Source organism: Chryseobacterium sp. FG46 (assembly GCF_057809135.1).
This window is the reverse complement of the sequence record NZ_JBMDJJ010000025.1, coordinates 16,917-30,152: the sequence shown is the minus strand read 5'-3', so window position 1 is coordinate 30,152 and position 13,236 is coordinate 16,917. Positions and strand designations below refer to the sequence as shown.

Below are 13,236 nucleotides of genomic sequence, written 5' to 3'. Positions count from 1 at the left end.
AGCATTCATTACATTTAAAAAAAAAGAGTATTTACCATAACTATATTCTTATCAACTTTGCATAAAATATTGGAATCATGAATTTGGGAAAATACAAAAATCTAATTTTCTATATTACAACCATAGCCGTTTTTTCTGCACTGATGTATTATTTCATCATCGAAGGACAGACATTGGAAGTAAAAGAAAATATCGTTGCTAAAACCAGCAGCGGCTCAACATGGGAAAATTTTCTGGAATCATTTAAAACCAATCTTCACCATCCGCTTGCTTTATTATTGGCCCAAATCGTCACCATTATTATGACGGCAAGGCTTTTCGGATGGATTTGTATGAAAATAAAACAGCCTACCGTAATCGGAGAAATGATTGCAGGTATAGTGCTGGGACCATCTCTTGTAGGAATGTATTTTCCAGAATTTTCAGCATTTCTTTTCCCAAAAGAATCATTGGGGAATCTGCAGTTTCTGAGTCAGATAGGTCTTATTCTTTTTATGTATATCGTAGGAATGGAGCTGGATCTGAGTGTATTAAGAAAAAAAGCTCATGATGCTGTAGTAATCAGCCATGCCAGTATCATTATTCCTTTTGCGTTGGGAATAGGACTTTCCTATTTTGTTTATCAGGAATTTGCTCCGGATGGTATTCAGTTTACGTCTTTTGCTTTATTTATAGCCATTTCGATGAGTATCACAGCATTTCCGGTACTGGCGAGAATCGTACAGGAAAGAAATCTCCAGAAAACCAAACTGGGAACAATTGTTATTACCTGTGCTGCTGCCGATGATATTACAGCATGGTGTATTCTTGCGGCCGTAATTGCTATTGTAAAAGCAGGTTCTTTCACAAGTTCAATCTATGTGATTATCATGGCCATTGCCTATGTATTTTTAATGATCAAAATTGTCAGACCATTCCTGAAAAGAATCGGAGACCTTCAGGCAGGAAAAAATACGATCAGCAAGCCCATGGTTGCTATCTTTTTCCTGACCCTGATCCTGTCTGCATACGCCACTGAGGTAATTGGTATCCACGCCTTATTTGGAGCTTTTATGGCCGGAGCTATTATGCCGGAAAATACAAAGTTCCGCACCCTTTTTATTGATAAGGTAGAGGATGTGGCTTTGGTACTTTTACTTCCGTTGTTCTTTGTATTTACAGGACTTCGTACGCAGATCGGCCTGCTTAACGACAGCCATCTGTGGATGACGGCCGGATTTATTATTATGACCGCAGTTCTCGGAAAATTTGCAGGAAGTGCCCTCACCGCCAGATTTGTAGGTATAAACTGGAAAGAAAGCTTAACGATAGGAGCTCTGATGAATACAAGGGGCCTTATGGAACTTATTGTCCTGAATATCGGATACGACCTTGGTGTTTTAAGCCCCGAAATATTTGCAATGCTTGTAATTATGGCACTTTTTACAACCTTCATGACAGGGCCTGCACTGGACTTCATCAATTTTATTTTTAAATCTAAAAAAGATCCGGACGAATCTATGCAGAGTAACGATTCTAAGTACCGCGTTCTTCTCTCTTTTGATAAACCGGAATCCGGAAGCACTTTGTTGAAACTTGCACACAACTTTACTCATAAAATGAATGGCAATAAGAGCATCACTGCCATGAATATTGCTCCGGTAGATGAAATGCATGCCTATGACATCAATGAGTATGAAGAATCCCAATTCCAGAATGTGATTGAAACCTCTCATGACCTTAATCTGGAGGTTACAACATTCTTTAAAGCATCTACCGATATTGAAAGTGACCTTGCCAATATTACCAATAAAGGCCATTATGATCTCCTGCTGATCATGCTTGGAAAATCAATGTATGAAGGAAGTTTATTAGGAAGATTATTAGGCTTTACAACTAAAATTATTAATCCTGAAAAGCTTCTGAATACGGTAAAAGGCAAAGGAAATATCTTCAACAATTCTCCTTTTGACGATTTTACCCTTCAGATTCTCGATAAAACCAATATTCCTGTAGGTGTTCTGGTGGAAAAAGATTTTAAGGCCGCAGACAAAGTGTTTGTTCCGATCTTTAATCTGAGTGATTTCTACCTTCTTGAATATGCTAAAAGACTGATCAATAACAATAATTCTCAGATTATCATCCTTGATGCTGCAGGACAGATCCGAAATAATATTGAAGTGAAAGAACTGATCAGAAGTATTGAACAGGTTGCTCCTAATCATATCACCCTGTACAATGAGAAAAAAATTGAGAAAGAATTCCTGAATTCTCAGGACCTGATGCTCATCAGCAGTAAAAGCTGGAAAAATCTGATCGACACCAAAAGTCTTTGGCTGTCTGATATCCCATCCACATTAATAATATCAAATCCATAACACATAACACACACCGATATTTCTATTTCTACTGAAGCTGTAAATATTATTCGTTGTCTGTAAAGAAAAAACGGGTATATTTATGGCTTCAATTTTTTGGGACATGCTGATTAACAGTGAAAATGGAGTTATAGAGCTGGAAGCCTTTGCTACCACACTTTATAAAGGAATGAGTCTTGACCAGCTGAAACAGTCTGATTTTTATAAAGAAAAGTATCATGATCTGTGGGACGTAAAAACCGGATATTTTTGGTATTATTTTAAGCCTGTAGAAATACAAGGATATCAGGTATCTTTCAGTCTGTGCTTTTTTAAAGATCAGCTGGACACCATCCATATGAATACATGGGAAAACAGTGATGCCAAAGATTGGAATGAATGGACAGAAGAAAAAGAAATGAAGGTTTTTCACCGGAACAACACTTTTCTGTCTAAAATTCTGAATAAGCCTCCAACCCAAAAAAAGAAAAATCCTTACCCAAGCTGTACCTTCAAATTTCCCTGGGGAGACATATGGTCGGTTTACGACCCAAGAAGTGCAAGCAGCTTTATGGGAATCAATTATAATGAAGAGGAAAAACAAATACAAAATAACTTATAACCAAAGAATAAGATAATACTATGTGCCGATATGCCATGATGGTTTACAAAGGACATTATGCCTGTTTCAACTGCCAGAAAACATTCAAACGCCGCCTCTTGACAGATGTAAACCGGGATGCTAAAGCATCGGTAGAAGCCAAATGTCCGGAATGTGGAAATCTGATGGCCAATATGGGACTTGACTTTAAATCACCGGCCAAAAATGATGACAAACAATGGGCTCACATCCGGGATTTGTATATGGTGGGAATCACTTTTCATTCATGTGGATGCTCTGGTCCGGGATATATTCCCCAGGACCAAATGGCTATAATTGATTATCTTGAAAAAGTTCGTTCAGAATATATGAAATCTCTGGTATTCTGGAGATACCGGATAGAGCCTGAAAATAAAAAAGAGCGCGAACTGGACTATCAAAAAAACAGCTCACAGCTACGGGCCATCAACCGTAATGCTTCCAAAGAAACAGTGACCAATCAGGAAGGAATTAACTATTGGCTCAAAAGAATCAATGAGGTTGAGGAAAGACTGAATATCATCAAGGCTGCTCAATCATAACGCTGCTCTGGTTTACAAGCTTCAGAAGCCTTTTAAAATCTTCTTTGATCTTTTCCTCCTGCTCAGCGGGATAATCCGCACTGATATTAAATCCACGTCCTGTAGTATTGGTGATCATAATGATATTTCCATTTTCAAAATAATTCCGGGTCATTATTACCTTTGATTTTTTCAAATCAAAGGTTTCCGTGTCATTATTTTCTTTCATTGCTTTAGTGTCATAGAAAAGCGGTCGGTTATACCTATACTCTTTCCCGAAAACAAAAGAAAGCTGTCCGTTCATAAGATAATATTCTATCAGCATTTGTCCCATTTCTCCATAATGTCTGGCTATAACTTTTTCCAGCCCTTTATCTGTGTAATAAAATGTGGCCTCCCCGCCTTCTGCAGATTCTCCTTCAATATCCTTCTTTTTAACAGAAGTCCATTTTGTCACGGAATTGATACTTTTAAAATTAGCCTGGATAGGTTTTATCCTGTTTTTTAAACTCTTGCTGTCCGTAGTATCTTTGTCGATCAATGTTTCACCAATCTTTAAAGTATCCTGTGCTTTAGTGGTGAAAAAAACAGGCACTTGATCACCGGACTTTTGAGCATATGCAGAACTCAAACTGATCCATATTATGAAAAATCCATGCAAGAATCTATTCTTCATATTTTCTTTTTTGTAGCTTTAAAATTAACAATAACTTTTGGTTGTACTGTATATCATGAAACCACAAAAGTTTTTTTGGCTTGCTTTAAGTTACAACTAACTGTTTTAAAAGTACATAAGTTTTAAAATATAGCAGCTTAGATTCCTACGGAATGACATAATTGGAGTGATAGTCTTACCCATACAGTTTATCATTCCGTAGAAATTCAGCCACATTAAACCAACAAGAAAAGCATCAACAAAAACTCCAATCCTGACCAGTATCACAACTGAAGACGTAAAATTTTCATCCTCCGGAAGGGTGACGAAAATTCAAAGAATTTTTGACGGGGTGGTTTTCGGGGTGGTTTCTTCACACCATCAGTTTCGTGTCGTAATTCTACTACAATTTTTAAAATTTAATCCCAAAAATTAATTTAAAATAGAGTTTTTTAATAGCTTTATCTGATAATTCACTTTGGATGGAAATTGATTTCTTACAATATCAGGTACGAAACGGAGACACGCTTACCTCCATCGCTTCCCGGCTGGGTATGACCAATGAGGAGCTTAAGGTGTTTCATAATTCTCATTGCCCGAAAATGGATAAAGTCTGGTTTGAAAACCTTAATGACGTTAAAAATATTTTTGTCCCTACTCATTTTAAAACAGAATCACAGAAGGAAAATGAAAGGAATAACAGTCTTCCCGGCCAGTTCTCCGATTCCTTTTGGGCCCAAACTTATAGTATTAATGAGACTTTTGAAACGTCTTTTGAATCTTCGGTTAACATCGATTATACCATTGATGTAAATCTCCGAAAAGACAAAAACACAGGTCTGTATATCCTTAGCTACAGTCAGAGAGACTTTAAATCCGGAGGAAATGAACCAGATGATAAGATAAGCGGCCTTTCTCTAGCCTGTATGAAAAGCATTATGCCGCTTGAATTTGTCCTAAATGAACAAGGCAGGATAAAAGGATTGGCAGATCATAAAAAAATAACTGACACTTTTACCAGACAGCGTAAAGATCTTGAAGAGTTTTATATAGGCAAAGTTGCTCAAAATTATATGGATTCTTTTGAAAGGAACATCAGCAATGAAGCGTTTTTATTACAGCAATTTCAGAGTACACTACTGTTTCAGACTCTGTTTCCCCAAACAGACTGGTTTCAGAGAAAAGTAAAGTGGGCAGAACGTTTCTATTTTGTACAGAATTCATTTCCGGTAGCTTGTGAAATCAATCCTGAACATAAAAATAAAGAAGAAAACTCTGTTTTGACTATTTTAAACGGAAAAATCACTGAACTATGCACTCCACAGGAGATCATGCGCGGGATTAGGCTCAAAGAATCAGCGGCAATACCAGCTTCAGGAAATATTGTATTAGAATACACCACTCACACTAAAAATAAAAATCTTCTTCAGGCTAAAGCCTCGGTTTTACTCAGCCATGAAGAGGTATTGATACACCAACATCACATCAATATAACACAAGGATAATATGAAAAATTATGTCATACAAAAAGGCGATACTTTCAGTTCTCTGGCCCGGCAGCTTAAGCTGAAAAATGAGGGCATTTTAAAAACTTACCATAATCTCCACTGCCCGCCGGAAGATGTCATGGAGGAACCTGTTCCGGGAAAAACGATTTTGATTCCGGAAGACCCAAACCTCATGGCTGAGGAAACAGAACCTCAAAATATAACAGCATCTTCTCAGGAGGAATCTACAGAAAATGTAGGTTCTGATGAAGGAAATTCAACGGAAGAAACTCCACAAAATCAAGAGCAGTCATCCGGAAAAGCGAAACAAAAAAGTGATAAAGAAGAAAAGGAAGATCAAAAAGAAGATAGTGGTTCCAGTCCTCATGAAGGAAAATATTTCATTGTGCAGAAAGGAACCGTGCAATGTAATCAGGGATTTAAATTTCCAAAATTTAAAGTGACCAGCCACCAGAAACACTACTGGAATGATGAAGAAGGAAACGCTGATTATCTGGCCGTAACAGAGGATGATCTTCAGCTCGATCCTGCGGCACAGCCGTTTGGACAATGCAAGCTCAAGCCAAGTTCGGGAGGATATCTTCCGTGTGCTTATGCTCCTGCAGGAAAGTGGCAGAAGACGTATGAAAAAGTAAAAGTGATGGGAAAAAGCTGTCTTACGGAAATCTCAGAACTGATGTGCAGCACGGGCGGGAAAATCACCATCCTCAAGCACGGACAGCAAAGCGAAATCGGTAAAAGCCAGGTTGCCAAAGCAAATACGCAGGAACAGCAGGTTTATAATCCCGTTGTGGATTTTGATGAATTCAAGGAAGATATAAAAGGTACAGACCAACTTTATTACAGCTAAGCCATGACAGCAACTATTATCGGGAATCAGAATCCTCTGGTAGGAACAACCTATACCTACGAAATAAAACCTTCAGGACTTTCATTTGGTCTTAAAGGTGATTATGAATGGTATCTTTTTAAGAAACAAAAGAACGGAAGCTGGAAAGACATCACCGGAAAGCCCAAGACCGGTGAAAAGGTGACGTACAACTTTGGAGAAATTGCGCTGGGAATAGAGTTTCAGATGAAAGTCTATGAAACTAAAAAAGGTATTTTACCTGGTCTTCCCTCCCCCAGAGAACTGGCTGGCAGCTGCATATTAATTCCTACCAGCAACAAAGTTCCAAAGATTGATAAAGTAGTACTCTTCAACAGAGGAGCAAAAGACGTCAATAAAGCCAGCTACCGTGATACTCTTATTGCGCAGGCTCATTGTATTGCGATGTTTAATAAAGAGATTGAGTTTCACCTTTGGGAAGATGACGCGCCTGGAAAAGGGCACGATGCCAGTATTAACAAAAACAACCGTCACACCCGCAGCTATAAGGCTCGCGTCAATGAAAAAGGAATTGCAGAAGTGTCAATACCTCTGATGTCTGATGAAAAAATCCTTCGTCAGATGGCCAATCAGTTTCTGATGAAAGGTGACAGAAATGAGGGAGCGAATCATGAGTATTATGTTACGGCCACTTATTCAGGGCAAATTCAGGGAGCCAGCCAGGTGAATGTAGAGGTGGCCAACCCTGATTATAAAGGGCAGCCTCAAAATCAGCCCAAACCCAAGCCGCAACCTGAGAAACACACGCCAAAATTCCCGGCCGGACAAGGAGGTGGTCCCAAACAGCCGGATCCTAAAGGCAATATTATAGAAGCTGTTTTCATAGATGATACAGGAAAAGAGCTTTCCAAAGTAGCGGTAGGTGATAAAGTAAGGGTAAGAATTCACTCCAAAAATATGGTAGGGAAACACATCCAATATGTTATCTGGGAATATGATACCACTTCCAATGATGAAGTCTACAGAAGCGGAAATATTAAAATTCCTGCCGATGTATGTGATACTTCAGGATTTATCATTACCAAAGACATTTTCGGAAAAGGAATAGACTCTCCTATCGGTGATCCGGATTCCGATACACAAAATTATTTCATCGAAATTATCTCCAAAGATCTTTCTGCAGAATCTCAGAAATTTGGGGTAAATTCGGAAGGTCTGATGCAGGTGGAGAAGGTGAAGAGTGCGGCGGGGGTGCAAAAAACGCAAGATCCCAAACCAGAAAACGGAAAATGTCCGAATTGTGAGAAGGATATAACCTTAGAACAAATTAAATCAATATGTGTAAGTAAAAAAAATAAAAATGGTAGCGAAACATGTCTTATAAAAGATGACTCACTTATTAAAGCTGCATTACCATTTCTAAATAGTTATAGAAAAAAAGCTGACATAAATACTTGTATTACCAAAGCACATTTTATCGCTCAACTATGCCAGGAATCTAAATTTTATGATTTACAAGAAGCTTTCAGGTACAGAGACCCTGAAAGAATGAGAAAATTATTTTTTTCTTATTTTAAGCAGTTTGGTAGTTTAGAAAAGCAACGTGCAGAAGCTAAAAGACTTTCAGATTTATCTTTGGATTCTAAAAATTGGAAAACTGTAGCAAATGCAATTTATGGAAAAACTCATCCAAATGGTAAAAATAATACTGATAAAGATGATGGTTGGCGATATAGTGGAAAAGGATTCAAACAAATTACTTGGAGGGATAATTATTTAAATATACAGAAAACTGCAAAAAATATATTTGAAAAAAATGTTACTTGGGTAGATAATGATAATCCATATAAATTAGTGAATTCCTCTGAGGACTCCATGCTATCTGCACTAGCATTTTGGAAACGAGGTAATATCAGTGGTAAGGCCACAGAAATAAGTGATGAGGCGGTAACAAATGTCACCTCACTTGTCAATCCCGCTTTAGTGGGTTTAGATGAACGAAAAAGATTCTTCAAAAAAGCTGTAGAAATACTGCAAGTAGATAAATGCAAACCTAAAGGAAAAGTAAATAATGGTAAGGAAGATGGAACTGTTGTTGTTGTTTCTGGTACAGATACAAAAATAGAAAATGATGCTTTTAAACCTACAGAGTTTTCATGGAAAATGTATAAAACAAGCGTCTACAAAAATATGAGTTTAAACACATATTATAATTTAGAAAAAAACAATAAATTACCTGAGGCAGACTATGTAACTTATTTAAGTAGAGATACACATCAGACTTCTACCAGTAAAGGAAAAATTTTAAAACATTCAGATAAGAGATTTGGAACCTATAATGAAATTCCACCAGGAGAATACTATCTTGTACCAGGTGTTTCCGGACAAAAATATAAAATATATGTAATTGATTCTGAAAGCAAATCAGCTGCTGCTGAAAATGGTATTGACGGACCTGATGGTACACGAGGAGGAGTAGCTTTACACCATTATACTCCACGTTTTTCTGTTGGATGTTTTACGTTTAATTCAGGAAATGATACAAGTCCTGTTCAAAAATTAATTGACAACTTACCAGACTTGCCATTAAATGATAAGAAACCTGTCCGTTTTATTGTTAAGGAAAGAAAGGTGAAAGAATCTACATGGAGCAACTCCAGCTTTGGAACTAAAAAATGGACAGGAATTTAAAAAAAAGAAAATGAAAAATATTACAGCTTACCTCTTAGCAGGCTTGTCTCTTTTCATATCATGTAATGGGCAAGAAAATAAATCACAAAAAATTAAAGAAACAAAAAAAGATATGAACTCTTTAAAAACAGCACCCTATAATATTACAGATGAAGGAGACGGCACAAAATCAAACTATGATGACCTGTCTCCTGAATTTATCAATAAAGCAAAAAAAGTATTAGAGCAAAGAAAATTTCAATTTCCTGATGAAAATACCTTTAATCAAAAAATTTTGGATGTATTTTCTTTCAATTTGAAAGATTATAAAAATTCCATAATTGCTTTACGTCCGGCAATGTTTCCAGAGGTAGCTATTAAAGAAAATAAATTTATTTTCATTCAGGACGCTGGTGCTGCCGAACCAGAGTTTATAAATCCTGACTTGTTGTATCATTTTAATTCTTATATATTTTATAATACTCCCGTATCTTATGTTTGGCTGCAAACAAACAATTCAAATCTTTTATACGATTTAGTTGTTTACTATGGATACAATAAGGATAAAAAGCTTGTAGAATCAGTATTTAAAAAATTCGATTTTAATAGTCTTTCCGATATGGAGCAGTTAATTTTTATAGATTCTGGCGGGTATAAAAAATTGAAAAAACAAATATTTGACGACATAGAAACTATTATTTATAAAGGTAAAGTTGAAGACTTTTCTTATGCTAAAGAAGGTGATGGTTATTTAAGAATAGGTGATATTATAAGTAAAATATCATCATCTCCCAAAGAATATTTTGAACCTGAAAAAACAATATCTTATTTATTTGAGAGAGAATTAAGAGTTGGAATACAAGGTGATATTGAAAGCTATTTAAATAAAAATCCAACATATAAATCAAATCTGGAAAAAAATAAATTTTATGATTTACCTACTTTAAAAGACTATGTGAAATACATTTACCAAAAAGAAAGCAATACCAATTTTATCATTCAGGATAGTGATGGTTTTACCAACCTAAGAAAGGAGAAAAACTCTTCTTCCCAAATCCTGCAAAAAATCAACACAGGTGAACAAGTTGAAGTTTTAGATCAAAACGGAGATTGGTGGTTAGTGGTTTCTAAAGAAGGTAAAAAAGGATATGTTCACAAAAGCAGGATGAAATCTGAATAAATAACTTAATTAAATGATGAAACCCTTTTTAATGCTATTTGTACTTATACTTGTTGCATGTTCAGACAAGCCAAGAGAAACATCAACATCTGAAGTTTCAAGCAAGTCGAATAACACTAAAAACCTACTTCAATTAACTAAAATCAATTGTTACGAAGAAAGTACAGAAACAGCAAATTATACATTAAACTGTAAAAACTTCACTGTCTCAAATACCCTTATTGAAGGAAGTGATCAAAACAGATATGAACTTATAACTTTTGTTTTTAATGACATAGAGAAGGCTATAATTAGGAAAATCAATAATGAAGATCTGGAAACCTCTTCTCCTATTGTATATTTTTCAAATACCTCTAAAAACTATATCATCTTCTTTCCTATAAATGGTGAAAACCATTTTGGGTGGAAATTATATTTGTATAAAAATAAAGTTTTATACCCGTTGGGACAAAGGGTATTGTATTGGAAACCAGATTATGAAGAATCTAATATTAATTATTCTGATATATTAAAAATCTATGAAACAGGAAATAACATTCTTGTTGAAATACCAAGTAAGTACATTATTAAAAATGATAATGATTACCAAAATTATCCTAATTATTTAGATGGAAAATATTATGAGAAGGAAGAGAAATCCTACTTTGAATTTTCAATATCAAAAATAGAATATTACAAAAAGTATAAAAATGGACTTTTTGAAGGAGATTATAATAAAATGATTAATAATAAAATAATTGATCTTATAAAATAAGTCAGTTTAAAGAAATTAAGCTTACTGATTTCAAAACCTTCAAAGTTACAGTTAAATTAAACTTTATGAAAAATATATTCCTGTTTATTGCTTTAACACTCGGTTTCACCTGCTTTTCTCAACATAAAAACAAAGGTATTGTAAAACTCCGACAGCCATCAGCTGAAACTAAAAGAAGCTCATTCGAAACCTACATCAATAATGAAGATTATTTCATAAAAACCTTTGACGTCAACAAGGATGGCATCTCTGACAAAATTGTAAGTAACAAACCTTATCAAGGAGAAAATTTATTTATTTTTTTGGGGGATAAGCAAGGTAAATATACATTAGCACTGGAAACAAGAAACTTCTCTGAGGATGGAGGTAATGTTATCAATGATATCCTTCCAATATCCGGAATTAAAGGGTTCACTATAAAAACATCCTTCCCTGACCGCGGATATTATGAAAAAGAATATAATATTATCCTGGATAATAACACCTGGCTTCTTAAAAATATTATCTATAAAACAATGTCAGATATTTCTCAGGATGCAGTAAAATATATTTGCGATGTTCCCCAAAATATTGATATCCAGAAATCCGGATGGACTGATAAAATAATACCCATTCCTGAAGAAAATGTAAGAGCGAAAAAATGTAGAGTAGAAAAAAGTCAAAATAAAACAACCTTATACATTCAAGATAGTGATGGTTTTACCAATCTAAGGAAGGAGAAAAGCTCTTCTTCCCAAATCCTGGAAAAAATCAACACAGGTGAAGAAGTTGAAGTTTTAGACCAAAACGGAGATTGGTGGTTAGTGGTTTCTAAAGAAGGTAAAAAAGGATATGTTCATAAAAGCAGGATTAGATCTGAATAAATAACTTAATCAAATGATGAAATCCGTTTTAACTTTATTACCTCTCATATCTTTCTTTTTAAGCTGTAAAGAGAATAACTTGAAGGCTATAGACACCAATGAATCACAATATGAAACACCATATTTTGATGATGATCATACTAAAGATAAAGCTGTAATTAAAGCAAAACAAAATACAGAACTATCAAGTTTTGTATTATCCATCCACTTATCTTCATTGAACAAAACGGTTGAAATTCCTATATTAAACAATAGCATTCTATATAACAATACTGAAGCTGATTATTATTTAAGTGATCCAATTATTAATAACAAAGTCATTACCATTCGAGTAGATTATGCCGATCAAATTACAAAACCAAATATTTCCGGAGAAAGAAAGAATCTGATTGAAAAAATAAAATTTAGGTTTGATCCTAAAAACAAAAAAATACAAGTTATTGGGTATGATCTAAGTTATACAAAAGCTCAAAAGAATTATTCAAAATCATTTAATTTTAGTACAGGTAAGTTTTATTCTACGTTATCCTTTGATGGCAAAAAAGAAGAATCATCAGGTTGGGCTTCAGAACTTCAAAACATATATATAGAGAATTTGAACAGTGATTTTTTCAATAAACTTTCATTATACGGAAATGAAATTGAATAAAAAACTTATAAATAAAAGCACATTGATGAAAAACATTTTAACTTTATTAGTTCTCATATTACTTTTTTCGGCTGTAAAGGTCAAAAAGAGAAAACTGTTTCTCCCATAAATATTGAAAACCACTCTTCCATCAATTTTCTGGATACTAAATACCAAGAAACTGGTTTTTTCATTCCAGACGCCTCCAATCCTTATCCAACATATACCTATTCAGATAAAAAAATAGGTGTTTTCAGCTTAGATTTTATTGGAAAAAAGGATGAAACTCAATATTTTTGGAATCCTAATAATTCTAAAGGTTATTATTCAAAATCTACTAACCCTGAAAATGATGCCCAAAATTCAAAAGCGATAAAAAATCTTATTAAAGAAAATGATTATTATGTAGTTGCCTCATATCTACCTAATAAATTCATTACTTATACTGGAGGGGAAGATGGAGAATTTGAACCAAAACAAAATGCAAAAACAACATTTTATTTATATGAAGATAGAAAATGGAAACAAATAGGAGAAATAGAAACTTCAAAAATTCCAGAAGATATTTTAACATTTGAAACTGACCTTGTCAAAAAATTTCAAAACTCAATTAATAAAAAATAAGTAGTTGGCCTACTCCTACCTTCAAAAA

Annotated in this window: 11 protein-coding genes; 10 read left to right on the top strand and 1 reads right to left on the bottom strand. The window is 34.6% G+C overall.

What is annotated here, in order from left to right; genetic code table 11:
* Positions 1-77: 77 nt before the first annotated feature.
* The 3 genes from ACODR7_RS16955 to ACODR7_RS16945 all read left to right on the top strand — a co-directional run bounded on the left by ACODR7_RS16955 (position 78) and on the right by ACODR7_RS16945 (position 3,518).
* Positions 78-2,357 (top strand): cation:proton antiporter, encoded by a 2,280-nt coding sequence (locus ACODR7_RS16955; RefSeq protein ID WP_488840841.1) that lies wholly within the window; start codon positions 78-80, stop codon positions 2,355-2,357.
* 82 nt (positions 2,358-2,439) lie between these two features.
* A complete protein-coding gene (locus ACODR7_RS16950) occupies positions 2,440-2,958 on the top strand; it encodes a hypothetical protein (protein WP_488840839.1) in 519 nt (172 codons plus the stop codon).
* Positions 2,959-2,978: 20 nt separating this feature from the next.
* A complete protein-coding gene (locus ACODR7_RS16945; RefSeq protein WP_488840837.1) occupies positions 2,979-3,518 on the top strand; it encodes a hypothetical protein in 540 nt (179 codons plus the stop codon).
* Here the strand turns inward: ACODR7_RS16945 and ACODR7_RS16940 are convergent.
* On the bottom strand, positions 3,499-4,173 hold the full coding sequence (locus ACODR7_RS16940) for a hypothetical protein (protein WP_488840835.1): 675 nt from the start codon (positions 4,171-4,173) through the stop codon (positions 3,499-3,501). The genes ACODR7_RS16945 and ACODR7_RS16940 overlap by 20 nt on opposite strands.
* Before the next feature lie 461 nt (positions 4,174-4,634).
* On the opposite strand from ACODR7_RS16940, the gene ACODR7_RS16935 reads away from it, so the two are divergent.
* From ACODR7_RS16935 to ACODR7_RS16905, 7 genes are all read left to right on the top strand, one after another.
* Positions 4,635-5,657 carry a LysM peptidoglycan-binding domain-containing protein gene (locus tag ACODR7_RS16935; protein ID WP_488840834.1) on the top strand — a complete coding sequence of 341 codons (1,023 nt, stop codon included), beginning with the start codon at positions 4,635-4,637 and terminating at the stop codon, positions 5,655-5,657.
* 1 nt (position 5,658) lies between these two features.
* On the top strand, positions 5,659-6,510 hold the full coding sequence (locus ACODR7_RS16930) for a PAAR-like protein (protein ID WP_488840832.1): 852 nt from the start codon (positions 5,659-5,661) through the stop codon (positions 6,508-6,510).
* Positions 6,511-6,513: 3 nt separating this feature from the next.
* The gene (locus ACODR7_RS16925) at positions 6,514-9,180 is read left to right on the top strand and encodes a glycoside hydrolase family 19 protein (RefSeq protein WP_488840831.1); all 2,667 of its coding nucleotides are present in this window, start codon (positions 6,514-6,516) and stop codon (positions 9,178-9,180) included.
* A gap of 10 nt (positions 9,181-9,190) precedes the next feature.
* On the top strand, positions 9,191-10,339 hold the full coding sequence (locus tag ACODR7_RS16920) for an SH3 domain-containing protein (protein ID WP_488840829.1): 1,149 nt from the start codon (positions 9,191-9,193) through the stop codon (positions 10,337-10,339).
* Between the two features lie 13 nt (positions 10,340-10,352).
* Positions 10,353-11,093, top strand: coding sequence for a hypothetical protein (locus ACODR7_RS16915; protein ID WP_488840827.1), 741 nt, complete (start codon positions 10,353-10,355; stop codon positions 11,091-11,093).
* A 65-nt stretch (positions 11,094-11,158) separates the two neighbouring features.
* Positions 11,159-11,956: an SH3 domain-containing protein gene (locus ACODR7_RS16910; protein WP_488840825.1), complete on the top strand. Its 798-nt coding sequence runs from the start codon at positions 11,159-11,161 to the stop codon at positions 11,954-11,956.
* 13 nt (positions 11,957-11,969) lie between these two features.
* Entirely contained in the window at positions 11,970-12,605 is a 636-nt protein-coding gene (locus ACODR7_RS16905) for a hypothetical protein (RefSeq protein WP_488840823.1), read from the top strand.
* Positions 12,606-13,236 lie beyond the last annotated feature (631 nt).

Coding starts and splice junctions, on each gene's coding strand:
- ACODR7_RS16955 (WP_488840841.1), top strand. CDS start 78: ATGAATTTGGGAAAATACAAAAATCTAATTTTCTATATTACAACCATA.
- ACODR7_RS16925 (WP_488840831.1), top strand. CDS start 6,514: ATGACAGCAACTATTATCGGGAATCAGAATCCTCTGGTAGGAACAACC.
- ACODR7_RS16940 (WP_488840835.1), bottom strand. CDS start 4,173: ATGAAGAATAGATTCTTGCATGGATTTTTCATAATATGGATCAGTTTG.
- ACODR7_RS16950 (WP_488840839.1), top strand. CDS start 2,440: ATGGCTTCAATTTTTTGGGACATGCTGATTAACAGTGAAAATGGAGTT.
- ACODR7_RS16915 (WP_488840827.1), top strand. CDS start 10,353: ATGATGAAACCCTTTTTAATGCTATTTGTACTTATACTTGTTGCATGT.
- ACODR7_RS16935 (WP_488840834.1), top strand. CDS start 4,635: ATGGAAATTGATTTCTTACAATATCAGGTACGAAACGGAGACACGCTT.
- ACODR7_RS16910 (WP_488840825.1), top strand. CDS start 11,159: ATGAAAAATATATTCCTGTTTATTGCTTTAACACTCGGTTTCACCTGC.
- ACODR7_RS16945 (WP_488840837.1), top strand. CDS start 2,979: ATGTGCCGATATGCCATGATGGTTTACAAAGGACATTATGCCTGTTTC.
- ACODR7_RS16905 (WP_488840823.1), top strand. CDS start 11,970: ATGATGAAATCCGTTTTAACTTTATTACCTCTCATATCTTTCTTTTTA.
- ACODR7_RS16930 (WP_488840832.1), top strand. CDS start 5,659: ATGAAAAATTATGTCATACAAAAAGGCGATACTTTCAGTTCTCTGGCC.
- ACODR7_RS16920 (WP_488840829.1), top strand. CDS start 9,191: ATGAAAAATATTACAGCTTACCTCTTAGCAGGCTTGTCTCTTTTCATA.